The 24,026-nt window shown below is 71.9% G+C and carries 23 protein-coding genes and 1 riboswitch; of the genes, 14 read left to right on the plus strand and 9 right to left on the minus strand.

Annotated features, from left to right (window positions below; translation table 11 throughout):
• Nucleotides 1–14: 14 nt before the first annotated feature.
• A complete protein-coding gene (locus tag D1J60_RS19110) occupies nt 15–1,418 on the plus strand; it encodes a M1 family metallopeptidase (protein ID WP_125821903.1) in 1,404 nt (467 codons plus the stop codon).
• 125 nt (nt 1,419–1,543) lie between these two features.
• Here the strand turns inward: D1J60_RS19110 and D1J60_RS19115 are convergent, their stop codons facing one another.
• Complete coding sequence (locus D1J60_RS19115; RefSeq protein WP_125603209.1) at nt 1,544–2,119, minus strand: TerD family protein; 576 nt, start codon at nt 2,117–2,119, stop codon at nt 1,544–1,546.
• A 144-nt stretch (nt 2,120–2,263) separates the two neighbouring features.
• On the opposite strand from D1J60_RS19115, the gene arfB reads away from it, so the two are divergent.
• Complete coding sequence (gene arfB / locus D1J60_RS19120; protein ID WP_125821904.1) at nt 2,264–2,689, plus strand: alternative ribosome rescue aminoacyl-tRNA hydrolase ArfB; 426 nt, start codon at nt 2,264–2,266, stop codon at nt 2,687–2,689.
• 17 nt (nt 2,690–2,706) lie between these two features.
• Here arfB and D1J60_RS19125 read toward each other — a convergent pair whose 3' ends face one another.
• A complete protein-coding gene (locus D1J60_RS19125; protein ID WP_241253318.1) occupies nt 2,707–3,279 on the minus strand; it encodes a flavin reductase family protein in 573 nt (190 codons plus the stop codon).
• Between the two features lie 303 nt (nt 3,280–3,582).
• Between D1J60_RS19125 and cdgB the strand changes: the two genes are divergently transcribed.
• Both cdgB and D1J60_RS19135 read left to right on the plus strand, forming a co-directional pair.
• Complete coding sequence (cdgB, locus tag D1J60_RS19130) at nt 3,583–5,331, plus strand: diguanylate cyclase CdgB (RefSeq protein WP_125821905.1); 1,749 nt, start codon at nt 3,583–3,585, stop codon at nt 5,329–5,331.
• A 68-nt stretch (nt 5,332–5,399) separates the two neighbouring features.
• Nucleotides 5,400–6,428, plus strand: coding sequence for a CBM35 domain-containing protein (locus D1J60_RS19135; RefSeq protein ID WP_125821906.1), 1,029 nt, complete (start codon nt 5,400–5,402; stop codon nt 6,426–6,428).
• A 69-nt stretch (nt 6,429–6,497) separates the two neighbouring features.
• Here D1J60_RS19135 and D1J60_RS19140 read toward each other — a convergent pair whose 3' ends face one another.
• The 3 genes from D1J60_RS19140 to D1J60_RS19150 form a co-directional block, all read right to left on the minus strand.
• Nucleotides 6,498–7,424 (minus strand): 1-phosphofructokinase family hexose kinase, encoded by a 927-nt coding sequence (locus tag D1J60_RS19140; protein WP_125821907.1) that lies wholly within the window; start codon nt 7,422–7,424, stop codon nt 6,498–6,500.
• 103 nt (nt 7,425–7,527) lie between these two features.
• Nucleotides 7,528–8,679 carry an N-acetylglucosamine-6-phosphate deacetylase gene (nagA, locus tag D1J60_RS19145; RefSeq protein WP_125604043.1) on the minus strand — a complete coding sequence of 384 codons (1,152 nt, stop codon included), beginning with the start codon at nt 8,677–8,679 and terminating at the stop codon, nt 7,528–7,530.
• Nucleotides 8,679–9,611 (minus strand): ROK family protein, encoded by a 933-nt coding sequence (locus D1J60_RS19150; protein ID WP_125604046.1) that lies wholly within the window; start codon nt 9,609–9,611, stop codon nt 8,679–8,681. The genes nagA and D1J60_RS19150 overlap by 1 nt, the downstream gene beginning before the upstream one ends.
• A gap of 225 nt (nt 9,612–9,836) precedes the next feature.
• On the opposite strand from D1J60_RS19150, the gene D1J60_RS19155 reads away from it, so the two are divergent.
• The 5 genes from D1J60_RS19155 (at nt 9,837) to D1J60_RS19175 (ending at nt 13,723) form a co-directional block, all read left to right on the plus strand.
• Entirely contained in the window at nt 9,837–11,126 is a 1,290-nt protein-coding gene (locus D1J60_RS19155; protein WP_125824095.1) for an extracellular solute-binding protein, read from the plus strand.
• 44 nt (nt 11,127–11,170) lie between these two features.
• Nucleotides 11,171–11,452, plus strand: coding sequence for a DUF3263 domain-containing protein (locus tag D1J60_RS19160; protein ID WP_125604044.1), 282 nt, complete (start codon nt 11,171–11,173; stop codon nt 11,450–11,452).
• A gap of 56 nt (nt 11,453–11,508) precedes the next feature.
• Nucleotides 11,509–12,366: a trehalose-phosphatase gene (gene otsB / locus D1J60_RS19165; protein ID WP_125821908.1), complete on the plus strand. Its 858-nt coding sequence runs from the start codon at nt 11,509–11,511 to the stop codon at nt 12,364–12,366.
• Between the two features lie 677 nt (nt 12,367–13,043).
• Nucleotides 13,044–13,328: a hypothetical protein gene (locus tag D1J60_RS19170; RefSeq protein WP_007265548.1), complete on the plus strand. Its 285-nt coding sequence runs from the start codon at nt 13,044–13,046 to the stop codon at nt 13,326–13,328.
• Entirely contained in the window at nt 13,310–13,723 is a 414-nt protein-coding gene (locus D1J60_RS19175; RefSeq protein ID WP_125821909.1) for a DNA-binding protein, read from the plus strand. The genes D1J60_RS19170 and D1J60_RS19175 overlap by 19 nt, the downstream gene beginning before the upstream one ends.
• Before the next feature lie 625 nt (nt 13,724–14,348).
• Here D1J60_RS19175 and D1J60_RS19185 read toward each other — a convergent pair.
• Nucleotides 14,349–15,818 carry a trehalose-6-phosphate synthase gene (locus tag D1J60_RS19185; protein ID WP_125821910.1) on the minus strand — a complete coding sequence of 490 codons (1,470 nt, stop codon included), beginning with the start codon at nt 15,816–15,818 and terminating at the stop codon, nt 14,349–14,351.
• Between the two features lie 111 nt (nt 15,819–15,929).
• Nucleotides 15,930–16,880, minus strand: coding sequence for a glucosyl-3-phosphoglycerate synthase (locus D1J60_RS19190; RefSeq protein WP_125821911.1), 951 nt, complete (start codon nt 16,878–16,880; stop codon nt 15,930–15,932).
• 216 nt (nt 16,881–17,096) lie between these two features.
• Nucleotides 17,097–17,235, plus strand: a riboswitch (SAM riboswitch).
• A gap of 17 nt (nt 17,236–17,252) precedes the next feature.
• Here D1J60_RS19190 and thrC point away from each other — a divergent pair.
• The 4 genes from thrC to groL all read left to right on the plus strand — a co-directional run bounded on the left by thrC (nt 17,253) and on the right by groL (nt 21,377).
• The gene (thrC, locus tag D1J60_RS19195) at nt 17,253–18,527 is read left to right on the plus strand and encodes a threonine synthase (RefSeq protein WP_125603484.1); all 1,275 of its coding nucleotides are present in this window, start codon (nt 17,253–17,255) and stop codon (nt 18,525–18,527) included.
• Between the two features lie 37 nt (nt 18,528–18,564).
• Entirely contained in the window at nt 18,565–18,843 is a 279-nt protein-coding gene (locus tag D1J60_RS19200) for a MoaD/ThiS family protein (protein ID WP_030387325.1), read from the plus strand.
• A gap of 382 nt (nt 18,844–19,225) precedes the next feature.
• A complete protein-coding gene (locus tag D1J60_RS19205) occupies nt 19,226–19,432 on the plus strand; it encodes a cold-shock protein (protein WP_008743607.1) in 207 nt (68 codons plus the stop codon).
• 325 nt (nt 19,433–19,757) lie between these two features.
• Nucleotides 19,758–21,377: a chaperonin GroEL gene (groL, locus tag D1J60_RS19210; protein WP_125821912.1), complete on the plus strand. Its 1,620-nt coding sequence runs from the start codon at nt 19,758–19,760 to the stop codon at nt 21,375–21,377.
• Between the two features lie 92 nt (nt 21,378–21,469).
• On the opposite strand, the gene D1J60_RS19215 is transcribed toward groL, so the two are convergent.
• Entirely contained in the window at nt 21,470–22,048 is a 579-nt protein-coding gene (locus D1J60_RS19215) for a Uma2 family endonuclease (RefSeq protein ID WP_125821913.1), read from the minus strand.
• A 59-nt stretch (nt 22,049–22,107) separates the two neighbouring features.
• Nucleotides 22,108–22,974 carry a hypothetical protein gene (locus D1J60_RS19220; RefSeq protein ID WP_125821914.1) on the minus strand — a complete coding sequence of 289 codons (867 nt, stop codon included), beginning with the start codon at nt 22,972–22,974 and terminating at the stop codon, nt 22,108–22,110.
• 304 nt (nt 22,975–23,278) lie between these two features.
• Between D1J60_RS19220 and D1J60_RS19225 the strand changes: the two genes are divergently transcribed.
• A complete protein-coding gene (locus D1J60_RS19225; protein WP_125821915.1) occupies nt 23,279–23,893 on the plus strand; it encodes a phosphoribosylanthranilate isomerase in 615 nt (204 codons plus the stop codon).
• Nucleotides 23,894–24,026 lie beyond the last annotated feature (133 nt).

Below are 24,026 nucleotides of genomic sequence, written 5' to 3' on the forward strand. Positions count from 1 at the left end.
CTTAGGATCGGGGCGTGGAACTCAAGCGCCTGGCCGTCCCCGCCGTCACCGCCCTCCTCGTCCTCGCGACGGGATGTACGGGCGCGACGGTGCAGGGGCGGCCCGGTGCGTCCGGGCTGCGGGACCCGTTCTTCCCGCGGGCGGGCAACGGCGGCTACCAGGTCGAGCACTACGCGCTGGACCTCGCCTACGACCCCGCCGACGGCCGGCTGCACGGCACGGCCGTCATCACCGCCCGCGCCGAGCAGGGACTCAGCTCCTTCAACCTCGACCTGAGCGGGCTGAAGGTCGAGGCCGTGGACGTGCAGGGCGCGGGGGCGCGGTTCAACCGGACCGGCAACGAGCTGACGGTGCGCCCGGCCAAGGACCTGAAGAAGGGCGAGGTCTTCCGTACGAGGGTGGACTACACCGGCCGGCCGAAGCCCGTCGTCGATCCCGACGGGGCGCGCGAGGGCTGGATCACCACCGAGGACGGTGCGGTCGCCGTCGGCGAGCCGGTCGGGTCGATGGGCTGGTTCCCCGGCAACCACCACCCGAGCGACAAGGCCGCGTACGACGTGACGGTCACCGTCCCGGACGGGTACGAGGCCGTGTCCAACGGGCAGCTGCGCTCCCGCCGGGAGGTGGGGGACGGGCGGACGGAGTTCGCGTGGCACAGCCCGGAGCCGATGGCCAGCTACCTGGCGACCGTGGCCATCGGGAAGTTCGAGGTGAGCACCGGGCGGACCCCGTCGGGGGTCGCGGTGTACCAGGCCGTCGCTCCCGGTGAGGCGGCGGGCAGCGGGGCGGCGCTGAAGCGGCTGCCGGAGGTCGTGGAGTGGGGCGGCGCCCGGTTCGGCCCGTACCCCTTCGGTACCGCCGGTTCGATCGTGATGCCCGCGCGGACCCTCGCGTACGCGCTGGAGACGCAGACCAAGCCCGTCTACTCGGGCGCGCCCGACGAGGGTCTCGTGGTGCACGAGATGGCCCACCAGTGGTTCGGGAACTCGGTGTCGCCGAAGACCTGGAAGGACATGTGGCTCAACGAGGGCTTCGCCACGTACGCGGAGTGGCTGTGGTCCGAGGACCACGGCGGGGTGGGCGCACAGCGCCGCTTCGAGGCGTTCCTGACGGGTGACACCTCGGTCGACGACCAGGCCGGCGGGGACTGGGCGGCGTTCCCGCCCGCCGCGCCGCCCGGTGCCGGCCACGTCTCGGACGCGCCGGTGTACTACCGGGGTGCGATGGTGCTGCACCGGATCCGGCAGGAGGTGGGGGACGAGAAGTTCTTCGACCTGCTGCGCGGCTGGGTCGCCGACCACCGGTACGGCAACGCGAGCACCGCGGACTTCACGGCGTACGCGGAGCGGCGCACGGGCCACGACCTGAAGAAGGTGTGGGACGTGTGGCTGTACGGGGAGGGGCGCCCCAAGGCGTAGGCCGCGGGCGTGGCCGTGGCCGCCGGGTCGGGCCGCCCGGTCGGGCCCCCGGGTGGCCGGCGGCGAAGCCGGAGCCCCCTCCCGGACGCGGCCGGGCAGGGGGCTTCGGCTCGGTGGGACGCGGGTCAGACGTTGACGCCGAAGTCCTGGGCGATGCCGACGAGGCCGGAGGCGTAGCCCTGGCCGACGGCGCGGAACTTCCACTCGGCGCCGTTGCGGTAGAGCTCGCCGAAGACCATGGCGGTCTCGGTGGCCGCGTCCTCGGAGAGGTCGTAGCGGGCGATCTCGGCGCCGCCGGCCTGGTTCACGACGCGGATGTAGGCGTTGCGGACCTGGCCGAAGTTCTGGCTGCGGTTCTCGGCGTCGTAGATCGAGACCGGGAAGACGATCTTGTCGACGTCGGCGGGCAGGCCCGCGAGGTTCACGTTGATGGCCTCGTCGTCGCCCGCGCCCGCGCCCGTGCGGTTGTCGCCGGTGTGGACGATGGTCTGGTCCGGGGTGGACTTGTTGTTGAAGAAGACGAAGTGGCCGTCGGAGACGACCTTGCCCATCGCGTTGACCGCGATGGCCGAGGCGTCGAGGTCGAAGTCGACACCGGTCGTCGTGCGCACGTCCCAGCCGAGGCCTACCGTGACGGCGCTGAGGCCGGGGGCCTCCTTCGAGAGCGAGACGTTGCCGCCCTTGGACAGGCTTACTGCCATTTTGACTGGTGTCCTTCCTCGACGCTTGACCGCGATGTGGGGTCAAGTTACCGCTGCCCTTCATAACGCGGCGAGGGGGCGCGGAGGTTCCAGGACGCGGAAATGCGGGTGACGGCGGCGCGGGCGGGGGCCGATCATAGGGCCATGCCTGGTCCCCATGTCATCCGCGGTTCCGTCGTTCTCCCCGAGGCGGAGCTCGCCTGGCGGTTCTCGCGTTCCTCCGGACCGGGCGGGCAGCACGTCAACACCTCGGACTCGCGCGTGGAGCTCTCGTTCGACCTGGCGGCGACCAAGGCGCTGCCGGAGGTGTGGAAGGAGCGGGCGCTGGAGCGGCTCGCGTCGCGGCTGGTGGACGGGGTGGTGACGGTACGGGCCTCCGAGCACCGCTCGCAGCTGCGCAACAGGGAGATGGCGCTGGTCCGGCTGGCCTCGCTGCTGGCGGAGGCCACGGCCCCGCCGCCGAAGCCGCGCCGGGCGACGAAGATCCCCCGCGGCATCAACGAGCGGCGCCTGCGGGAGAAGAAGGCCCGCGGCGAGACCAAGCGGAACCGCAGCTCGCGCGACTGGTAGCGGCGCGCGACCGGTTCCTACGGGGCCAGGTGGCGGTAGCGGCCGCGGAAGTACGTCAGCGGCGGCGCGTCCGGGACCGGCAGGCCGGCGCCGAGGACGCGGCCGATGACGAGGGTGTGGTCGCCGGCGGTGACGCGGGACTCGGTGCGGCACTCCAGGGTGGCGAGCGAGCCGGTCAGCAGGAGCGCGCCGGACAGGGCGCCGCGTACGAGGGGCAGCCCCTCGAACAGCAGCCGGTCGCTGATCCGGCCCTTCATCGAGAACCGGCCGGCCACCTGGAGCTGGCTGTCCGCGAGGAGGGAGACCGCCCACAGCGGCTGCTCGGCGAGCAGGTCGTCCATCCGGGACCCCTCGCGGACGCTGACCAGGACGAGCGGCGGGTCCAGGGAGACCGACATGAAGGCGGTGGCCGTCATGCCGACGTCCTCGCCGCGCGGGCCGTCCGCGGTCAGGGGCGGCTCGTGCGCGGTGATCAGGCACACGCCCGCGGCCAGCCGGGACATGGCGGCCCGGAACTCGTCGTTGCTCACCCCCTCAGGATGGGGGGTGGTGAGCACGGGGGCCGGGTGTACGGGGGTCGTCTTGGGCACGTACCGAACGCTAGTCCCGCCCCCGTGCGGCGCACATCGGCCCCTGGTCCGAGCCGTGTCCCCGCCCCGCGGCCTAGGCCGGGCGTATCGTTTGCTTCCGGGAAGGAAGGGGAGCGCTCCCACTCCGTGCGCCCCTTCCGGCGCGGCCCTTCTTCATCTCATGTGACTTGAGTCACAGAGGGCAAGATTTGTTGACCCTGTGTACCTGGCGCACAGCTCACTGTGATTCAGTGGACGGGACACCGCAACGAAACGCCGATGACAAACCTGGAGTTGCTGTCGAGGTCTCGGGGAGAGCGAGCAATGGAGACCGAGTCGGAGCCGTACGTCCGTCTTGCGACCCTGCGGCAGCTGCACCAGGCGGTGGCCGAGCTCAACACCGCCCGGAGCCTGGCGGACACCCTGCAGACCGTCGTGGACGGCATCGTCAGGGGCCTCGGCTACGAACTCGCCTGTGTCAACCTCGTCCGCCCCGACGGGGACCTCGTCGTGGCCGCCTTCGCAGGTGACCCCGCCGCCGAGGCCCTGATCACCGGACGCGTCGGCTCCCGCCCCGCCTGGGAACGCCGCCTGACCATGGGCGAGAACTGGGACGGCCTGCGCTTCATCCCGCACACCGAGGGCTGGGTCCTGATGGAGGACGACGTCCCCCAGTGGCACACCGACGGACCCGATCCGCGCTTCCAGGACGAGTGGCACCCCGAGGACCGGCTCTACGCCCCCATGTACGCGACCGGCGGGGAACTTCTGGGTGTCATTTCGGTGGACAGGCCGCGCAACGGGCGCCGCCCCGGCGCGTGGGGGCGCGAAGCGCTCCAGATGTACGCCTTCCAGGCCGCCATTGCGATCAGCAACGCGAGGCTGCGCGCGAACATGCAGCGGGCCCTCGTCCGCCTCGAGCGCGAGCAGCAGGCGCTGCGCGCGAGTGAAGAGTCGTTCCGGCAGGCCTTCGAGTACGCGCCCAGCGGCATGGCCATCGCCGAGATGGGCGGCGACCAGCACGGCCGGCTGCTGCGCACCAACGACGCCCTGTGCCGCCTGCTGGGCCGGCCCGCCTCCGTGCTGCGCCGCTACTCCTTCTCCGACCTCGTCCACCCCGAGGACATCGGCACCCTGCTGCGCACCTCCGCCGAGGGCGGCCGCGCCGAACTGCGCCTGGGCCGGCGCGACGGCACGTACGTATGGGTCTCGCTGCGCAACTCCGTCGTCGCCGACGCCGCCGACGGCCCCCGCTTCCTCCTCACCCACGTCGAGGACATCGAGGAGCGCAAGCGGCACGAACTCCAGCTCGCCCACCGCGCCAGCCACGACTCCCTCACCGGCCTCCCCAACAGCGCCGAACTGCGCTCCCGGCTCGGCGCGCGCCTCTGTCGCCGCCCCCAGTCCGTACGGGCCGGAGCGGTCGAGGCGCTGGACGCGGCGTACGAGGGCCGCCCCGAGGCGGGTGGTGCCGGCGAGCACGGCTTTCCACCCGAGGGGCAGCACCCCGGGCAGTACCACGCCTACGACGGCGGCTTCCCCGCCGCACCCGCCCCCGCCCCCGGGCAGGCGGCCGACGCCTTCGACTTCCCCGGCGCCTTCCCGGGCAGCGCGGACGGCCCGTACGACCACCACGTGCACACCGTGGCGCCCGCCACCGACGTCGACGACGGCACGAAGGGGCTCGCCGTCCTCTTCTGCGACCTCGACGGCTTCAAGTCGATCAACGACCGGTTCGGCCACCACACCGGCGACGCCGTCCTCATCGAGGTCGCCCGCCGCCTGACGACGTGCGTCAGGGACGGTGACACCGTCGCCCGGCTGGGTGGTGACGAGTTCGTCGTCCTCGCCGACGGCCTGGGCGCCGCCGACGCCGCCGACCTCGCCGTACGGCTGCGCAACGCGATCATCCCGCCGATCCGGGTCGACGGCCGCGCGGTCCGCGTGGGCGCGAGTTTCGGCATCGGCTGGGCCAGCTGCGGGATGTCCGCGGACGAGGTGCTGCGCTCCGCCGACCAGCGGATGTACATCGAGAAGCGGTCCCGTTCCAAGGCGCACCGGCGGGCCGGCTGAGGCCGAGGGCCGCCCGTGTGCGCACGTGTTCGGGGTAGGCTCCCGTGGGTCGAAAGGAGTGACCTGCGATGACGACGCCCGCGAACAACGGCCCGCACGGTGGGGCCAACCAGCCCGGGGACGATGACCCGTTCGGCTACCTCTACGCGGACGGCCAGGCCGCCGGAGCCACCCCGCCCGGTCAGGGCGGCGGATACGGCTACCCCGGCCCGACGGCCGGCGGACCGCCCGGAGCGCAGCCCGGCGTCCCCCGGACCTCGTACAACCAGGTGCGCACGGTCGGCGAGCGGACGTACGGCGGCCAGCGCGGCGCCGTTCCCCAGCAGCAGGCCCCGCAGTCCTACCAGGCCCAGTACCAGGCCCCCGAAGCCCTCCAGGCGAGCGGCTACGGCGTCCCGCAGCAGCCGTCCGCGCAGACGGCGCAGAGCCAGAGCGTGCCGCCCCGCCGCGGCGGCCGCGGCGGCGGCTCCAGCCGCCGGGGCCTGCTGATCGCGGCGGTCGCCGTGGTGGCGGCCGTCGGCATCGGCATCGGCGCGGCCGTGGTCTTCGGCAAGGACAAGGACAAGGACGGCAAGAACCAGGCGACCGGCCCGACCCAGGCGGCGCAGCCCTCGAAGAAGCCCGACAACGACACGAGCGCCTCCCCCGAGCCCTCCAAGGCCCCGCTGCCCAAGGGCGAGGCCGCCGGTGCCGGCATGGCGCTCACCGGCGGTGCGACGCTCCAGAGCAGCGTCGCCGGCTCCAAGAGCACGGGCGGCCAGTACGTCGGCAACTTCAACCAGACGGGCGCCGCCCTGACCTGGACGGCCGAGCTGCCCGAGGCCGGCGACTACACGCTGAACGTCAACTACGCGGTGCCGGGCAAGGACGCGAAGGTCACGCTGACGGTCAACGGGCAGTCGCCCACGCAGTCCCTGAACCTGGCCAACTTCTCCAAGGCCGAGGCGGGCGCCTGGGACAAGGGCTGGACCCGGACCTACGCCTTCGTCACCCTCAAGAAGGGCACGAACACGATGAAGATCTCGTGCGAGGCCGGCAACCAGTGCGACGCCATATTCGACCAGCTGCGCCTCACCTCCGGCTGGGCCAGGGGCTGACGGCCGGCGACGGACATCACGAGGGGGAGGCGCACCGGGTGCGTCTCCCCCTCCGTCGTTCCCGCGCGCCTACGGGGCCGGCACCGGCACGGCCCTGATCTGCGGGGCGATCTCCTCGTACGTGCGCGGATCGAAGTCCCCGGCCGTGGGGGCGTGCACGGTGGCCGCGGACAGGGCCACCGCACGGACCAGGCGCTCGGGCCAGTCCAGGCCCCCGGTCAGGGCGGAGAGCAGGCCCGCGACGGCGGAGTCGCCCGCACCGGTCGGGTTGCCGCGCAGCGGGCGGGGCGGGGCCGCCTCCCAGGTGCCGTCGGGGGTGGCGGCGAGCAGCCCGGCGGGGCCGAGGGAGGTCACCACCGCCTGGGCGCCCCGGCGGCGGGCGTCACGGGTCGCGGGGAACGGGTCGCGGGCGCCGGTCAGCTCCGCCAGTTCGGCCGCGTTCGGCTTGATGATGTCCGGCCGGGCGGCGACCCCGCGGCGCAGGGCCTCGCCGCTGGTGTCGAGCAGCACGGGGAGCCCGGCCGCGCGGGCCGCCCGCACGAGGACCGCGTACGCGCCGACCGGCACGCCCGGGGGCAGGCTGCCGCACAGGGCCACCGCGCGGGCGCCGGTGAGGAGTTCGGCGTACCGCTCCAGGAAGGCGGCCCATTCGGCCGCGGAGATCAGCGGGCCGGGCTCGTTGAACTGGGTGGTGTCGCCGGTGCTCTCGTCGACGACGGCCAGGGTGCGCCGGGTGGTGCCCGCGCAGGGGACGAGGGCGTCGGTCACCCCGGGTGCGCCGGCGAGGAGTTCGCGCACGGTCTGCCCGGCGGGGCCGCCCGCGAAGCCGGTCGCCGTGACCTCCTCGCCGAGCGCACCGAGCACCCGGGCCACGTTCAGGCCCTTGCCGCCGGCGCGTTCGGTGACACCGGTGACCCGGTGGGAGGTGTGCGGCAGCATGCGCGGCACCCGGTGGGTGACGTCGAGCGCGGTGTTGAGCGTCACGGTGAGGATCATGGCCAGCCCCGGTCTTGGTGTGTGCCGGGATCATGCCAAATCGAGGGCGGCCATCCCAGTCCCGTGGGCGGGCCGCCCCCTTTGCGCCGTATGAAAGGCCGGTTCAGTCCAGCGGGCTGACGATCCATTCGCCGCGCCGCATGACGCCCTTGACGTCGAACGCGGCGTCGAGGACCACCAGGTCGGCGTACTTGCCGGGCTCCAGCGAGCCGACCTCGTCGTAGAGGCCGAGCAGTTTGGCCGGGTTCGCCGAGATCGCCTGGACCACGGACTCGACGGGCAGCCGGTCCACCGTCACCGACCGCTTGAACGCGGTGTCCAGGGTCAGCGTCGAGCCGGCGATGGAACCGCCCTCGACGAGCCGGGCGACGCCGTCCTTGACCTCCACCTCCAGCGGGCCGAGGTGGTAGGTGCCGTCGCCGAAGCCGGCCGCGTCCATCGCGTCGGTGATCAGCGCGACGCGGTGCGCGCCCGCGTGGTGGAAGGCCAGCTCCAGCATCGCCGGGTGCAGGTGGGTGCCGTCGTTGATCAGCTCGACGGTGACCCGCTCGTCCTCCAGCAGCGCCGCGATCGGGCCGGGGGCGCGGTGCTCCAGGCCGGGCATGGCGTTGTAGAGGTGGGTGGCGACGGTCGCGCCGGCGTCGATGGCCTGGCGGGTCTGGTCGTACGTGGAGTCCGTGTGGCCGATCGCCGCGATGACCCCGTGCTCGGCCAGCAGCCGTACGGAGTCCAGGCCGCCGGGGAGTTCGGTGGCGAGGGTGACCATGCGGGCGGCGCCGTGCGCGGCGTCGACGAGCTTGCGGACCTCGGCCGGGTCGGGGTCGCGCAGCAGGTCGGCCTTGTGGGCGCCCTTGCGGCAGGGGTTGATGAAGGGGCCCTCGAAGTGGATGCCGGCGATCTCGCCCTGCTGGGTGAGCTCGGCGAGCAGCCCGGCGCGGCGGGCCAGTTCGTCCAGGTCGCCGGTGACGGTGGAGGCGACGAGGGTGGTGGTGCCGTGCTCGCGGTGGGTGCGTACGCCGGTGAGGACCTCCTCGGCGGTGCCGGAGGTGAAGGAGGCGCCGCCGCCGCCGTGGTTGTGCATGTCCACGAAGCCGGGGACGACCCAGTGCCCGGACAGGTCGAGGACCGCGGCGTCCTCGGGGGCGCTGCCCGCGATCCGGGCGCCCTCCACGATGACGCGGCCGCCCGCCACGATCCCGGTGGGCAGCACCACCCTCGCGCCGGAGAGAACGGTGCTCTGTGCGCTTCCGGACATCAGGCCGGTACCTCCGTGGCGAGTAGGTCCCAGGCGAGCAGCCCTGCGCCCAGGCATCCGGCGGTGTCCCCGAGGGCAGCCGGAACGATCTCGGGCAGCCGCTGGAACGTCACGCGCTCCTCGACGGCCGTCCTCAGTGGTGTGAACAAGGTTTCCCCCGCCTCGGCGAGCCCGCCACCGATGATCAGCGTGCTCGGGTCCAGCAGGGTGATCGCGGTGACCAGGCCGTCGGCGAGGGCGCCGATGGCGGCGAGCCAGACCTCGCGGGCGGCCGCGTCGCCGGACTCGACGGCTTTGGCGCAGTCGGCGGCGTCGGCGTCGGGGTCGCCGGAGGCGGTGGCCCAGGCGCGGCTGACGGCGGAGGCGGAGGCGAGGGTCTCCAGACAGCCGTGCTGGCCGCAGCCGCAGGCGGGGCCGCCGGGGCGGACCACGATGTGCCCGATCTCACCCGCGTAGCCGTGGGCGCCGGCCTCGATGCGGCCGGCGATGCCGATGGCGCCGGCGATGCCGGTGCCGAGCGGGACGAACAGGAAGCGTTCGGCGCCCACGCCCGCGCCGATGCGGCCCTCGGCGAGCCCGCCCGTGCGGACGTCGTGGCCGAGGGCGACCGGGATCCCGTCGAGGCGGGCGGTGAGCAGGTCGCGCATCGGGACGTCCCGCCAGCCGAGGTTCGCCGCGTACACGGCGGTGCCGCGCTCGGCGTCGACGATGCCGGGGACGGCGACGCCGGCGGCCGAGGCGGAGGTGCCGAAGCGTTCCCGGCCGAGGTCGAGGAGCTCGGCGGCGAAGTCCAGGATCGTCTCGACGACGGCGTCGGGGCCCCGCTCGCGGCCGGTGGCGCGGCGTGCCTCGTGCAGCAGGGTGTCGTCCGCCCCGATGAGGGCGGCCTTGATCCCGGTGCCGCCCACATCGAGGGCGATGACGTGTTTCACGGGTTTCACAGCAGACAGTCTCGCGTGCTCGGCGGGGAAAGGTCTAGTCCATTGGAGGGGATTGTTGACCGGCCATACAAATCAGGACCGCCTTACGGACACAGTCCGGAAACAGTCCGCGGCGCACCCCGTTCCGGATGTGGAGGAGCCGCCAAAGTGGTGTAGACCTTACGTCGGATCGTACGTACAACCTGGGGTGGATCAAGAACTGTGAAGGGCCGTTACCTGAGGCCGGCGACGACCGGCGCCGCACTCTGCCTGACCCTGGCCACACTGGCGGGCTGCGGAACCGTGTCCGGCCTCACCGGGGACAACGAGGTGACCCTGCGGGTCGTGGCGGCCGACTACGGGGACAATCCGCAGAACTCCTCCTCCGGCTACTGGAAGAACCTCGCCACCTCCTTCGAGAAGGACAACCCCGGCGTCCACGTCGAGGTCAGCGTCTACTCCTGGTCGGAGGTCGACGCCAAGGTCGCCGCGATGGTCAAGGCCGGCAAGGCCCCCGACATCGCCCAGATCGGCGCCTACGCCGACTACGCCGAGGCCGGCAAGCTCTACACCGCCGACGAACTGCTCTCCGTCACCACCGAGGCCGACTTCCTCGCCCCCCTCGCCGACGCGGGCAAGGTCAAGCGGGTCCAGTACGGGATGCCCTTCGTCGCCAGCACCCGGCTGCTCTTCTACAACACCAAGCTCCTCGGCGACGCCGGCATCATCCCCAAGGACGGCAGCACCCCCTGGCAGCCCAAGAGCTGGGCCGACATCGAGGCCGCCGCCAAGAAGCTCAAGGCCGCCAACGTCCCCACCCCCTTCGCACTGCCGCTCGGCCGCGAAGAGGCCCAGGCCGAGACGATGATGTGGATGCTCGCGGGCGGCGGCGGCTACACCGACAACGAGGAGGCGTACTCGATCGACTCCGCGGAGAACGTCAAGTCGCTGGAGTTCCTCCGCGACAAGATGGTCGGCCAGCAGCTCACCGGCCCCGTCGAACCGGCCAAGCTCGACCGCCAGGCCGCCTTCGACGCCTTCACGCGCGGCGAGGTCGGCATGCTCAACGGCCACCCCACCCTGCTGAAGCAGGCCGCCGGCAAGGGCGTGAAGTTCGGCATGGTCGCCATGCCCACCGTCGACGGCACCGACCACTCCACCATGGGCGTCGCCGACTGGGTCATGGCCTTCAAGAACGGCCACAAGAAGGAGTCCGGGAAGTTCCTGGACCACCTCTTCTCCGCGAAGAACGTGACCACCTTCACCAGCCAGTACGACCTCCTGCCCGTCACCACCAGCGGCTACCGGGCCATGGCCGGCAGCACCGGCGGCTCGGCCGCCCAGCTCAGGACCTTCCTCACCGCCCTGCCCAGCGCCAGGCTCTACCCCGTCGGCAAGAAGTCCTGGGCCCAGGTCAGCGAGGACGTCAAGCAGAACATCGGCAAGACCGTCGCCCCGGGCGGACAGCCCGCCAAGGTCCTGGAGGAGATCGCCGTCGCCGCGCGCAAGGCGGACGGGGAACGCTGACCCTTCCCCCGAGCGCTGTCGGTGGGCGCCGTTAATCTGGCCGTATGACGGACGGCGGGCAGGCGGGTGACACGGGCGGCGCGGCGGCGGAGGCGGCCCCCGGGCCGCTGACCGCCGCCGAGGCCGCCGTACTCGCCTACGAAGGCCGCAGCTGGCCCGGCCCCGGCGCCAAGGAACGCGCGATACGCGAGGCCCTCGGCCTCACCCCCGTCAGCTACTACCAGCTCCTCAACGCCCTCATGGACGACCCCCGCGCCCTCGCCCACGCCCCCGGCACCGTCAACCGCCTCCGCCGCATCCGCGCGGCCCAGCGGGCCAGGCGGTAGCGCGGCCCCGGGGGAACCCTGGGCGGCGGCCGCGCCACGCCGGTAGGGTCGTCCGTATGGGGAGCCAGCCGCATGATCCGCAGCCGATGCCCGTGCCTGCCACCGCAGCCGGACGCGAGGGACTCCAAGCCCTCCTCCGCACACCCCGCAGAGCCGTCATCGCCCTCGACTTCGACGGCACCCTCGCCGAGATCGTCCCCGACCCCGACCAGGCCCGCGCCCACCCGGACGCCGTACCGGCCCTCGCCGAGCTCGCCCCCCGCGTCGACGCCGTCGCCGTCGTCACGGGCCGCCCGGCCGGCGTCGCCGTACGCTACGGCGGCTTCGCCGGGATACCGGGACTGGAGCACCTCGTCGTCCTCGGCCACTACGGAGCCGAGCGCTGGGACGCCGTCACCGGCATCGTCCGCGCCCCCGCCGAACACCCCGGCGTCGCCGCGGTACGGGCCGAGCTGCCGGGCTTCCTCGACGCCATCGGCGCCTGGCGCGGGACCTGGATCGAGGAGAAGGGCCAGGCACTCGCCGTCCACACCCGCCGCGCCGAAGACCCGGCGGCGGCCTTCGACGCCCTGCGCGAACCCCTCGCGGAGCTCGCCGCTCGCCACGGCCTGATGGTCGAGCCGGGCCGCGCCGTCCTGGAACTGCGCCCGCCGGGCATGGACAAGGGCGTCGCACTGACCGAGTTCCTCACGGAACGCGGAGCCGAGGCCGTCCTCTACGCGGGCGACGACCTGGGCGACCTCGCGGCGTACTCGGCGGTCGAGAAGCGCCGCGCCGACGGCCTCCCGGGCCTCCTGGTCTGCAGCGGCTCGGCGGAAGTCCCCGAACTCGCGGCCCGAGCCGACCTGGTCCTCCCGGGCCCGGCAGCCGTATCGGCATTCCTGGCGCAACTGGCGGGAAAGCTGCGGGGCTGACGGCCCGGGCGGGCTCTTTGCCGGCTCGTGCTGGGGGCCCGCTATCTCCCCTCGAGGGGTGGGGCGGGGCGGGGGTTGCCCACCCGCCTCCCTGTCTGCGGGCCGGTGGGCCGGACGGGCGGTAGCCCCTGGGGCCGGATCAGAGCGGGTTGGGGGCTTCCCGTCAGTCCCATCGTCCTTCCGTGTCGTGCCGGCCTGTCAAGGGCGCTCCCTTCGGTCGCGTCGCTACGCGATGGCCTTCGGCCACCCTTGACCGACCGCCCCGAACCGGAAAGCCGAAAGACTGCCGGGAAACCCCCAAAGAAACGGCACGGTCCATCGTTGGAGGAGCGGCCGCCTCAGAGATGGGACGAGCGGGCCGGGCGCCGGCCCGCCGGGCATCCGGCCCCCAGATCCATGATTCCGGGCCAGGGGCGCGGCAACCCGCACGAGAGGTTGACCAGAGCCCCTGGGGAAGCCGACAGGCGCATCAGATCGCTACGCGCTCCTCACATCTCAGCGTCCGACGACCGCCTTGGGCTGATGCCCGCACGCAAGGACGAACGGAGCAGCCCGGGAATCCGACAGGCGTGACAGATCGCTACGCGCTCCTCTGACCCGGAAGAAGAACCCACCAGAGCCGGACGGGCCCCGGCGGCTACCGGAACCGATTCCTACATCTTTGATACTTTGGAAGGGTGTCTGAGACGACGTACGGAATCGGCGAGGGGCCAGCCGCCCGAGTGAGCCTCTCACTGCCCGAGGGAACGGCAGAGGCGATTCGTGCGCGCGTGGGCAAGCGCGAGTTCTCGGCTTTCGTGACGGCGGCCGTGGAGCGTGAGCTGCGCGGGCAGATCCTTGACGAGTACCTGGCCGACTACGAGCAGCGGCGCGGCCCTCTCTCGGCCGAATCCCAGCACGCGGCCCGTCAGGTCTTCGATGAGATCTTCGCGGAGGGCAAGGAATGGCCCGCCGCAAGCTGAGCCGCGAGGGCACTCTCGTTCTGGACAGCGAGGGGCTGTCCAAGTTGCTGAACGACGATGAGCCCGTGGTGTCTCTCATCGCCGAAGCACGCAGTCGTGGCATGGAAGTCGTGATCAGCGCGTTGACGATCATCGAGGCAGTACACGCAGGCACCAACAAGACTCGACTGAACTGGATCCTCTCCGGTGTCCGCGTGATCCCGGTCGGAGAAGAGGAAGCCAGGGCTGCTTCCGTCCTGCTGATGGAGGCGGGCCTTCATGGCCACAAGTACGCGCTCGATGCGGCTGTGGCGGAGGCCGCCTTGCGACAACCGCGTCCTGTCGCCCTGCTCACCTCTGATGTCGACGACATGACGAAGCTCTGCGGAGATCGCGTGCACATCATCGGTGTCTGACAGCCCGCCAGCACGGTCCTCAGCCCCAGACGGCCGATGGCCGCCGAGATCCGAGAAGCGCGTAGCGATCTGTCGCGCCTGTCGGATTCCCGGGCTGCTCTGTTCGTCCTCTCGTGCGGGTACCAGCTCATGACGGCCGCCGGACGCCGAGACATGAGGAGCGCGTAGCGATCTGACGCGCCTCCCGGCTTCCCCGGGGGCGCTGATCAACCTCTCGTGCGGGTAGCCGCGCCCCCGGCCCGGAATCGCAACTCTTGAGGGCCCGGATGCCCGGCGGGCCGGCGCCCGGCCCCTCGCCCCTCGCTGAGGGACCCGTCCCTTGCCCTTGGACCGTGCCGTTTCTTTGGGGGTTTCCCGGCAGTCTTTCGGCTTTCCGGTTCGGGGCGGTCGGTCAAGGGTGGCCGAAGGCCATCGCGTAGCGACGCGACCGAAGGGAGCGCCCTTGAGGGACCGGCCCGAACCGGAAGGACGATGGGACTGACGGGAAGCCCCCAACCCTCCCTGAGGCGGGGCGAGGGGATCCCGCTCCCCGCCTCCCCAGCCCGCACCCGGGGAGGCGGGTGGGCAGCCACCGCCCGCCCCCACCCCTCGAGGGGAGATAGCCGGCCCGCACCGCGAGCCGCCCCTACCCCCGCAGCGCCTCCAGCTGGGCCTCGAACCACGCCGCCGGGGGGAGGGCCGTGGCTGCTGCTGCCAGGCGCTTCGTGCGTTCCGCGCGTTCCGCTTCCGGCATGGTCAGGGCCTCGTGGAGGGCTTCGGCCGTCGCCGTGACGTCGTACGGGTTGACCGTCAGGGCGTCGGCGCGGAGTTCCTCGTACGCTCCCGCACCCGTGGAGAGGACCAGCGCGCAGCCCGCCTCCGAGACGACCGGGATCTCCTTCGCGACGAGGTTCATGCCGTCCCGCACCGGGTTGATCAGGGCCACGTCCGCCAGCCGGTACGCCGCCAGGGAGCGGGCGAAGTCGTCCTGGACGGAGACCAGGACCGGCTGCCAGTCCGCCGTGCCGAACTCCGCGTTGATCTCCTCGGCCAGTTCGCGCACCGACTCGGTGTAGTCCCGGTACACCTTGAGGTCCTGCCGGGACGGGTAGGCGGACGCCAGGTGGACGACGCGGCCGCGCCACTCGGGGTGCGTGGTCAGCAGCTCGCGGTAGGCGAGCAGGCCGCGCAGGATGTTCTTCGACAGTTCGGTGCGGTCGACGCGGACGATCGTCTTGCGGTCGCCGACCTCGGCCCGCAGCGCGGCGAGCTTGTCGTCGACCTCCGGCCGGTGGGCCAGCGCCCGCAGGTCGTCCCCGTCGACGCCCAGGGGGTGGGCGGCCACCGTGGTGAACCGCTTCTCCCCGTACCGGCCGTCCGCCGACATCCTGCGGTGGTGGACGCCCTCGTAGCCGTCCCTGGGCATGTACGGGGAAGCGATGCCGCGCCGGTCGTCCAGGTTGGCGCCAGTGACGAAGTTGACCGCCCACAGCCCGGTGTGGAATCCCAGCCGGTCCGCCCCCAGCATCCCCCACACCAGCTCGCTCCTGATGTCGTCGGGGAGCATGTCCAGGAACTCCCGCGACGCCCAGGGCGTGTGCGTGAAGTGCGCGATCCGCAGGTCCGGACGCAGTTCCCGCAGCTGACCCGGGACCAGGGCGAGGTGGTAGTCCTGGACGAGGACGCAGGCGCCCTCGGCGGCCTCCTCGGCCAGGGCTTCGGCGAAGGCCCGGTTGTAGGCGGTGTACGAGTCCCAGCACCGCCGGAACTCCGCGTCGAAGACGGGCTCGCGGGGGACGTCGTACAGGTGGTGGTGGGTGAACCAGAGCACGGAGTTCGCGATGCCGTTGTACGCGTCGTCGTACACCGCCGGGTCGATGTCCAGCATCCGCACGCCCGGCTCCGCGACGCCCCGGCGGACCGCCTCCCGGTCGGCGTCGGACAGGGCCGCGCAGATCCACAGGGCCTCCGGCTGGGCCGCGAGCGCGGCGGAGAGGCCGGAGACGAGGCCGCCTCCGCCGCGCCGGGCGCTGAGGGTGCCGTCGGCGTCGAGGGCGTACGAGAGCGGGCCGCGGTTGGCGGCGACGAGTACCTGGGAAGCCACGGGGGAAGCCATGTGGCGAACCTAGCCCGGGGCCCGCTCGCTCAAACGTCCGGGAAATGTCCGGTTCGTCACGTAGTGGTCAGGGGTAGGGGCCCGCGGGCCGCCCCGTCCCGCATCCCACCCTCACGCCACGCGCCGTCCCGCGTACTCCTCGACCTCCGCCATCGGCGGCCGCTCCTCCGTGTCCACGGCGTACGTGCGCGGCACGAACCCGTCCGGCCCCCGCTCGAACTGCGTCAGCTCCGGCCGTACCAGGTGCCCGCGCGAGAGCCGCAGCTGCGCGGTGCGGTAGATCGCGGCGGCCATCCGGCCCAGGGCCTGCCCGTCCTGGTGCCGGTGCAGCCGGACCCCCACGTCCACCTGGGCCAGCGCGTCCAGCCCGACCGTGTGCAGCGCGTCCACCAGCAGGCCCAGCTCCACCCCGTAGCCGACGGGGAAGGGGAGGCGTTCCAGCAGGGAGCGGCGCACGGCGTACTCGCCGCCCAGCGGCTGGACGAAGCCGGCCAGCTGGGGCCAGTGGAGGTTGAGGAGCGGGCGGGCCACCAGCTCCGTGACGCGGCCGCCCTGGCCGGGGGTGTCGCCCAGGGGCCGTTCGTACATGGCCTTGACGAACTGCACCTGCGGGTCGGTGAGCAGCGGCCCGACGATCCCGGAGACGAAGGCGGAGTCGAAGTCCCGCAGGTCGGCGTCGACGAAGCAGACGACGTCGCCGGTGGTGGCGAGCAGGGAGCGCCACAGCACCTCGCCCTTGCCGGGCAGGGCCGGGACGCGGGGCAGGATCGAGTCGCGGTGCACGACGCGGGCGCCGGCCTTGGCGGCGACCTCGGCCGTGCGGTCGGTGGAGCCGGAGTCGACGACCACCAGTTCGTCCACCAGGGGGACGGGCGGGGACTCGATCAGGTCGCGCCGGATGATCTCGACGATCTCCCCGACGGTGGCCTCCTCGTCGAGCGCGGGCAGCACCACGCTCACCGTCGTCCCGGCCGCCCGTTTCCGGTCGAGCAGCTGGTCGAGCGGTCGGTCGGCGGCGGACCAGGAGCGGTCTGCCAGCCAGCGCTCCACCTCATCCAGCACTCTCAGCACCCCTTGGGCATGTCTCGGGCTTCATTCGGTCTCTGCGTCACTCGGCCATTTGGGCCGAATTGTGATCCATCTCGCGGTTCGGACGGCTGTCTCAACCGCCCGTCCCTTCGGTTACAGTCTTGAACAACGCGAGAGACCGCCGCATGCCGGGGGTCCCGCGCACAAACGCACCGGCGCGCCGCAGAGCGCGTGTGTCCGGTGCCATACCGCTCATCCAGAGGGGCAGAGGGACACGGCCCGTTGAAGCCCCGGCAACCCTCCAGTCGGTTCTCGCCAGCGCGAGGCCCCGGCTAGGGAAGGTGCCAAATCCGTCTCATGGCGAAGTGCGCCATGGGGAAGATGAGGAGAAAGGGCCTCGCCATCATGGCTGCACAGACTGTCGCCACCTCTGTCGATCTCGGACCCGCCACCGGACTTTCCTGTCGCGAGTGCGGTACCCGCTTCGAGCTCGGCCCCATCTTCGCCTGCGTCGAGTGCTTCGGTCCCCTGGAAGTCGCCTACGAGCTGCCGCTCGGCGACCCGGAGGCCCTGCGCGCCGCGATCGAGGCCGGTCCGAACAACATCTGGCGCTACGCGCCGCTGCTGCCCGTCCCGGCGGACGTGGCCTCCAAGCCGAGCCTGAACCCCGGCTTCACCAAGCTGGTGGACGCCGAGAACCTGGCCAAGGAGCTGGGCGTCACCGGCAAGCTCTACGTCAAGGACGACTCCGGCAACCCGACGCACTCCTTCAAGGACCGTGTCGTGGCCATCGCCGTCGAGGCCGCCCGCGCCTTCGGCTTCACCACCCTGTCCTGCTCCTCCACCGGCAACCTGGCCGGCGCCGTCGGCGCCGCGGCCGCCCGGGCCGGCTTCCGGTCCTGCGTGTTCATCCCGCACGACCTGGAGCAGGGCAAGGTCGTCATGGCCGGTGTCTACGGCGGTGACCTGGTCGGCATCGAGGGCAACTACGACGACGTCAACCGCTTCTGCTCCGAGCTCATCGGCGACCCGCTGGGCGAGGGCTGGGGCTTCGTCAACGTCAACCTGCGCCCCTACTACGGCGAGGGCTCCAAGACGCTGGCGTACGAGATCTGCGAGCAGCTCGGCTGGCAGCTGCCCGACCAGCTCGTCATCCCGATCGCCTCCGGCTCCCAGCTGACGAAGATCGACAAGGGTCTCCAGGAGCTGATCAAGCTCGGCCTCGTCGAGGACAAGCCCTACAAGATCTTCGGCGCCCAGGCCGAGGGCTGCTCCCCGGTGTCCACCGCCTTCAAGGCCGGTCACGACGTGGTGCGCCCGCAGAAGCCGAACACCATCGCCAAGTCCCTCGCCATCGGCAACCCGGCGGACGGCCCGTACGTCCTGGACATCGCGCGGCGCACCGGCGGCTACGTCGAGGACGTCAACGACGAGCAGGTCGTCGAGGCCATCAAGATCCTGGCGCGTGCCGAGGGCATCTTCGCCGAGACCGCGGGCGGCGTGACCGTCGGCGTGACGAAGAAGCTGATCGAGAACGGGCAGCTCGACCCGGCGCTGACCACCGTGGTCCTGAACACCGGTGACGGCCTGAAGACCCTGGAGGCGGTGGCCGCGGACAGTGGCCAGACGGCCACCATCCGCCCGAGCCTGGACGCGTTCCGCGCCGCCGGCCTGGCCTGACCCTTCCCCCTGACACATCCGGAAAGGCGGTAGCGCCATGAGCGTCAACGTCCGCATCCCCACCATCCTGCGCACCTACACCGGCGGCGCCGCCGAGGTCCCGGCCGAGGGCGCGACCCTGGCCGAGGTCATCGAGTCCCTGGAGAAGAGCCACCCGGGCATCGCCGCGCGCGTCCTGGACGACCAGGGCAAGCTGCGCCGCTTCGTGAACGTCTACGTCAACGACGACGACGTGCGTTTCGAGGGCGGCCTGCAGGCGGCGACGCCGGACGGCGCCGGCGTCTCGATCATCCCGGCCGTCGCGGGCGGCTGCTGACGCGTTCAGATCAGAATTGCCCCCTCCGGTAAAAGCGGAGGGGGCAATTCTGCTTGATTGGGCGCGGTAGAGTTGGGGCAGTCCCCTCCGCTGTTCATGCCCGCCGCATATGAGCGGGCCGACGGATGGTTGACATTGAGTCAACATGAGCGTGCCTTTTGGGCCTTTGGTGCCGCTTGTCTGGCCCGAGTTGCCCTGGAATATGCCAGCTTTTCACCTTATTTTCAGGTTTCCGTGTGTCCAGATTTCTCGTCGGATTGACCTGTTGCTGACAGCACCGGTGCGGATACATTCAGCCGCGGTCGAGGCGTTCCGGCGCAAGTTCTGACCCGGGACCGCGAAGTGCGGTCCCGCGCAAGGGCCAGTAATAGGGGAGTTAGGCATGGCTCAGGGCACCGTCAAGTGGTTCAACGCGGAGAAGGGCTACGGCTTCATCGCGGTCGACGGTGGTGCGGATGTGTTCGTCCACTACAGCGCCATCCAGATGGACGGGTACCGCACCCTTGAAGAGGGTCAGCGGGTCGAGTTCGAGATCTCGCAGGGCCAGAAGGGTCCGCAGGCGGACATGGTCAAGCTAGCGGCCGGCTGAGCCGGAGCGAACGCGATCGGCCACCGACGCACGCACGGATGCTCGAGGGGCCCACATCCCGGACGGGGATGTGGGCCCCTCCTGCGTGTCGCCCCGTGTCACCGGCGCGCCGCCCGCGTGTTGCCTGAAGCCGCTTGCACTCGCGGGGGTCGAGTGCTAATCATTGGCGTTAGCACTCTCCAGGTGAGAGTGCTACTAAGACGAGGACCGGGCCGGTGAGGCCCGCAGGGTCCGGCGGGACGGAACCGCCGGATCCGCAGGCCGTCCGTCGCGGGCGCGGGCGCGGTCCGGAGCAATCCACCCCTGTCCGGGAGGACCACTTCACATGGCCAAGATCATTTCGTTCAACGAGGAGGCCCGGCGCGGTCTCGAGCGTGGCATGAACCAGCTCGCCGACGCCGTCAAGGTCACCCTTGGCCCCAAGGGTCGCAACGTCGTCCTTGAGAAGAAGTGGGGCGCGCCCACGATCACCAACGACGGTGTCTCCATCGCCAAGGAGATCGAGCTCGAGGACCCGTTCGAGAAGATCGGCGCCGAGCTGGTCAAGGAAGTCGCCAAGAAGACGGACGACGTCGCCGGTGACGGTACGACCACCGCGACCGTCCTCGCCCAGGCGCTCGTCCGCGAGGGCCTGCGCAACGTCGCCGCCGGCGCCAACCCGATGGCCCTCAAGCGTGGTATCGAGAAGGCCGTCGAGGCCGTCTCCGCCGCCCTGCTGGCCCAGGCCAAGGATGTCGAGACCAAGGAGCAGATCGCTTCCACGGCCTCCATCTCCGCCGCCGACACCCAGATCGGCGAGCTCATCGCCGAGGCCATGGACAAGGTCGGCAAGGAAGGCGTCATCACCGTCGAGGAGTCCCAGACCTTCGGTCTGGAGCTGGAGCTCACCGAGGGCATGCGCTTCGACAAGGGCTACATCTCGGCGTACTTCGCCACCGACATGGAGCGTATGGAGGCGTCCCTCGACGACCCGTACATCCTGATCGTCAACTCCAAGATCGGCTCGGTCAAGGACCTGCTGCCGCTCCTGGAGAAGGTCATGCAGTCCGGCAAGCCGCTGCTGATCATCGCCGAGGACGTCGAGGGCGAGGCCCTGTCGACCCTGGTCGTCAACAAGATCCGCGGCACCTTCAAGTCCGTCGCCGTCAAGGCCCCGGGCTTCGGCGACCGCCGCAAGGCCATGCTCGGCGACATCGCCATCCTCACGGGCGGCACGGTCATCTCCGAGGAGGTCGGCCTCAAGCTGGAGAACGCCGGTCTCGACCTGCTCGGCCGCGCCCGCAAGGTCGTCATCACCAAGGACGAGACCACCATCGTCGACGGTGCCGGTGACAGCGACCAGGTCCAGGGCCGCGTCAACCAGATCCGCGCCGAGATCGAGAACTCCGACTCGGACTACGACCGCGAGAAGCTCCAGGAGCGCCTCGCGAAGCTGGCCGGCGGCGTGGCCGTCATCAAGGCCGGTGCCGCGACCGAGGTCGAGCTCAAGGAGCGCAAGCACCGCATCGAGGACGCCGTCCGCAACGCGAAGGCGGCCGTCGAGGAGGGCATCGTCGCCGGCGGTGGCGTGGCCCTGCTGCAGGCCTCCTCGGTCTTCGAGAAGCTGGAGCTCACCGGTGACGAGGCGACCGGCGCCAACGCCGTGAAGCTCGCGCTGGAGGCCCCGCTGAAGCAGATCGCCGTCAACGGTGGTCTCGAGGGTGGCGTCGTCGTCGAGAAGGTGCGCAACCTGACCGTCGGCCACGGCCTGAACGCCGCGACCGGCGAGTACGTCGACATGATCGCCGAGGGCATCATCGACCCGGCGAAGGTCACGCGCTCCGCGCTGCAGAACGCCGCGTCCATCGCCGCGCTGTTCCTGACCACCGAGGCCGTCATCGCCGACAAGCCGGAGAAGGCCGCCGCCGCTCCGGGCGGCATGCCGGGCGGTGACATGGACTTCTGATCGGCCCCTGGCTGATCGGCTGTTCTCGAACGAGGGCGGCACCCCTTCCGACGGAGGGGGTGCCGCCCTCGGGCGTTTCCGGGGGCGGGGGCTCAGTGGGCGTAGTCCTTGAGCTTCCCGGTGTCGAGGGAGAACCCGACCGGCTCGGGGAAGGCGATGGTTTCGCCGTAGGAGCAGGACTCCCGTCGGCGGTAGCGTCCGTTTTCCGGCTGGCTGTAGACCGTGATGGTGTCGCTGTCGCGGTCGATCAGCAGGAACACGGGGATGTCCGCCTGCGCGTAGCCGTCACGCTTCTCCTGCCTGTCGCGCGCCTCGGTGTCGTGGTCGTGCGACGTGACCTCGACGGTCATCAGCACCCCTGCGGGATCGGACCACTCGCCGTGCCCGGCGAAGTGCCCTTGCGGTGCGAGTGCACCATCGGGCCGGGCGCGGCCGTTGCGGTACTGCTCGGTGCGGAGCCCGCGCTCGCGGTACAGGCGCAGGTCGGGGCGGTGCGCCATGCACTGGTCCGCGACCCACATGATGATCTCGTCGTGGTCGCCGTCGGGCACCGACTTGACCTCCAGCTTTCCGTTGATGAATTCGAGCGTGACCGTCTCGGGTGCGCGACGTGCCAGAGTCTCGAAGTCCTTCAGCGACATCTGGGGGTGCGCGGCGGTGCTGGGGGTCATGGGGTCGCCTCCTCGACACCATGGTGCCCGGGTTCGGCGCCGGTGGAGCGGCGGACTGGTCATCGGCGGTTCCTTTCGCGGACGCGGGCGGCGTGGGCGCGCACCTCGGCCGGGGTGAGGGTCGGGGCGAACACCGGCGGCCGGGGGGTGTCGGGGCGGCAGGCGCGGCAGCGGCCGTCGGTGAAGGCGCCCGGCGGGCCCGGGGCGCGGCATTCGGTGCACTCGGCGCGGGGCGGGGGCGAGGCTTCTTCCGCCGACGGGGCCGGTGGGGCGGCGGGGAGTTTCGACTCCAGGCGTTTGCGGAGCAGGGCCGCCGGGTGGTGGACCACGGGCGGCAGGCCGGCGGTGAGGGCGAGCCGGATCCGGTCGGGGGTGGCGCCCCGGGCCAGCCACGGGATCAGGAGCGGGGCGAGGGCCGTGCAGTCGGCCTTGGAGAGGGCCAGCGCGGGGGTGGTGCGGCCGAGGGAGGAGAGGACGCCGTACGCGTCATCCGGGACGTCCGCCCGGACCGGGGGTACCGGCGAGGGTGGTGGAGGGGCGGTCGGTGCGGGGGAATCCCTCCGGGTGAACCGGGCCCACCAGGCGCCGTCGCGGGCCGTGCGGGAGAAGTACGTACGGGTGACCCAGCGGGTGACCGCGCCGGGCAGCCGCTCCCGGAAGCGGTGCAGGTGCCCGGTGGTCACCAGCCGGTTGAGGGCGGTGCGCAGCGCGCACTGGCCCCACAGGGGCAGGACCGCCGCGAGGGTCTTCACGCTGATGTCGGCGCCGTCCGGCAGCCGGTCGAGGTACCCGGCGACGGCCGCCTCGCGGGCCGGGAGGTGCGTGAAGTCGCGGGCGGTGCGCGGCGCTTGCTCCGGTGCGGCGATTTTGCCGTAGCCGGGCTTGGCGAGGGGGTGCGGGGCAGCACTAAGCTGGACGTCATCCATAGGATCGCGCTTTCGATCTCGATGGTCAGGCCCTCGTTCGGTGTTGGCGCACCGGCGGGGGCCGATTTTCGTTTCCAGCCGCACGGTAGGGCCTGATGGCCCTACGTGGCAAGCCGGTCACGGATCGTCATCCGGCCTGGTATGGGCGGGGGTTGGGGAGGGCGGTGGGTGGTGGTGGGCTCCGCCCACCACCCATTCCACAGACAGGGCGCTCGGACTCCCGGGGCTTGAGCCCCGGGGCCGGGCGGCCGCCCGGAGCGTGGACGTATCGGCGTGGCAGAGCGGTGTTTGGTTGACTTGCGGCATGAGCGACGGGAAGAGCGTGTTCGTCAAGATCTGCGGGCTGAAGACCCCCCGCGACGTCGACGTGGCCGTGGAGGCCGGAGCCGACGCCGTCGGGTTCGTGTTCGCCCCCGGCAGCCCCCGGACCGTCGACGCCGCGCTGGCGCGGGAGCTGGCCGCGCGGGTGCCGGACGGGGTGCTGACCGTCGGGGTGTTCCGCGGGCAGCCCGTCGAGGAGGTGCGCCGGCTCGCCGACGAGAGCGGCGTGCGCGGCGTACAGCTGCACGGCGACGAACCCGCGGACCACTACGCGCATCTGCGGGCGCCGGGGCGCACGCTGCTGCGGGCCACCGCCGAGCACGTCGCGCGCTGCGGGGAGTACGGGGAGGACCTGCTCCTCATCGACGCCCCCGACCCCGGCTCCGGCAAGCCCTGGAACTGGGGATCCGCGCAGTTCACGGCGCCCGAGGGGCGCTGGCTGCTGGCGGGCGGGCTCGGCCCGGCCAACGTCCGCGAGGCCGTCGCCGCCACCGGAGCCTGGGGCGTGGACGTCTCCAGCGGGGTCGAGCGGGAGCGCGGGGTGAAGTCCCCGGAGCTCATCCGTGCCTTCATCGAGGCCGCCCGCGCGATCGTATGATTACTCTGAGTGAGAACGGGGGGTTCGGGGCGGGCCTGGCGGGCACAACCGCCGCATGGACCCGGAACCGGAAACGCACGGCTGGCTGCGGCGCCTGACCCGCCGCCTCGTCCCCGCGGGCGGCGGCGGGGGG

It is taken from the genome of Streptomyces sp. W1SF4, from assembly GCF_003950035.1.
Taxonomy (GTDB): Bacteria; Actinomycetota; Actinomycetes; order Streptomycetales; family Streptomycetaceae; genus Streptomyces; species Streptomyces racemochromogenes.

What these genes read in the sequence shown, in the direction of transcription:
- D1J60_RS19115 (WP_125603209.1), bottom strand. Translation starts at nt 2,119, where the DNA reads ATGGCAGTAAGCCTGTCCAAGGGCGGCAACGTCTCGCTCTCGAAGGAG.
- arfB (WP_125821904.1), top strand. Translation starts at nt 2,264, where the DNA reads ATGCCTGGTCCCCATGTCATCCGCGGTTCCGTCGTTCTCCCCGAGGCG.
- cdgB (WP_125821905.1), top strand. Translation starts at nt 3,583, where the DNA reads ATGGAGACCGAGTCGGAGCCGTACGTCCGTCTTGCGACCCTGCGGCAG.
- D1J60_RS19135 (WP_125821906.1), top strand. Translation starts at nt 5,400, where the DNA reads ATGACGACGCCCGCGAACAACGGCCCGCACGGTGGGGCCAACCAGCCC.
- D1J60_RS19140 (WP_125821907.1), bottom strand. Translation starts at nt 7,424, where the DNA reads ATGATCCTCACCGTGACGCTCAACACCGCGCTCGACGTCACCCACCGG.
- nagA (WP_125604043.1), bottom strand. Translation starts at nt 8,679, where the DNA reads ATGTCCGGAAGCGCACAGAGCACCGTTCTCTCCGGCGCGAGGGTGGTG.
- D1J60_RS19160 (WP_125604044.1), top strand. Translation starts at nt 11,171, where the DNA reads ATGACGGACGGCGGGCAGGCGGGTGACACGGGCGGCGCGGCGGCGGAG.
- otsB (WP_125821908.1), top strand. Translation starts at nt 11,509, where the DNA reads ATGGGGAGCCAGCCGCATGATCCGCAGCCGATGCCCGTGCCTGCCACC.
- D1J60_RS19175 (WP_125821909.1), top strand. Translation starts at nt 13,310, where the DNA reads ATGGCCCGCCGCAAGCTGAGCCGCGAGGGCACTCTCGTTCTGGACAGC.
- D1J60_RS19185 (WP_125821910.1), bottom strand. Translation starts at nt 15,818, where the DNA reads ATGGCTTCCCCCGTGGCTTCCCAGGTACTCGTCGCCGCCAACCGCGGC.
- thrC (WP_125603484.1), top strand. Translation starts at nt 17,253, where the DNA reads ATGGCTGCACAGACTGTCGCCACCTCTGTCGATCTCGGACCCGCCACC.
- D1J60_RS19200 (WP_030387325.1), top strand. Translation starts at nt 18,565, where the DNA reads ATGAGCGTCAACGTCCGCATCCCCACCATCCTGCGCACCTACACCGGC.
- D1J60_RS19205 (WP_008743607.1), top strand. Translation starts at nt 19,226, where the DNA reads ATGGCTCAGGGCACCGTCAAGTGGTTCAACGCGGAGAAGGGCTACGGC.
- groL (WP_125821912.1), top strand. Translation starts at nt 19,758, where the DNA reads ATGGCCAAGATCATTTCGTTCAACGAGGAGGCCCGGCGCGGTCTCGAG.
- D1J60_RS19215 (WP_125821913.1), bottom strand. Translation starts at nt 22,048, where the DNA reads ATGACCCCCAGCACCGCCGCGCACCCCCAGATGTCGCTGAAGGACTTC.
- D1J60_RS19220 (WP_125821914.1), bottom strand. Translation starts at nt 22,974, where the DNA reads ATGGATGACGTCCAGCTTAGTGCTGCCCCGCACCCCCTCGCCAAGCCC.
- D1J60_RS19225 (WP_125821915.1), top strand. Translation starts at nt 23,279, where the DNA reads ATGAGCGACGGGAAGAGCGTGTTCGTCAAGATCTGCGGGCTGAAGACC.